This window comes from Bacillus sp. GbtcB14 (assembly GCF_019091205.1).
GTDB lineage: Bacteria > Bacillota > Bacilli > Bacillales > Bacillaceae_G > Bacillus_A > Bacillus_A cereus_AG.
Window position 1 is genome coordinate 1 of sequence record NZ_JAGXJT010000295.1, and the last position, 239, is coordinate 239.

Genomic DNA, 239 nt, shown 5'->3' on the forward strand with positions numbered 1-239 from the left:
TACAGCACCCATTGATGCACTTTTCAAGATAAAGATATCACTTGTCCAGCGCTTATTGTTAGGTATAACAAATCCAAAGTTTTTCGATTCTGTATATGTACCAACTAGATCTTTCGTTCCACGCTCTAAAATACGTACAATTGAACCTTCTTGGCGTGATCCACTTGTTTGTGCGCTAACACGAGCTAATACTGTATCGCCATGAAGTGCACCGTTTAACTCTGTAGGCGGAATGAAAA

The 239-nt window shown here is 39.7% G+C and carries 1 protein-coding gene; it reads right to left on the minus strand.

What is annotated here, in order from left to right; translation table 11 throughout:
- The coding region (locus KVT31_RS29960; protein ID WP_217613769.1) for a hypothetical protein at window positions 1-239 on the minus strand (239 nt) is incomplete at both ends.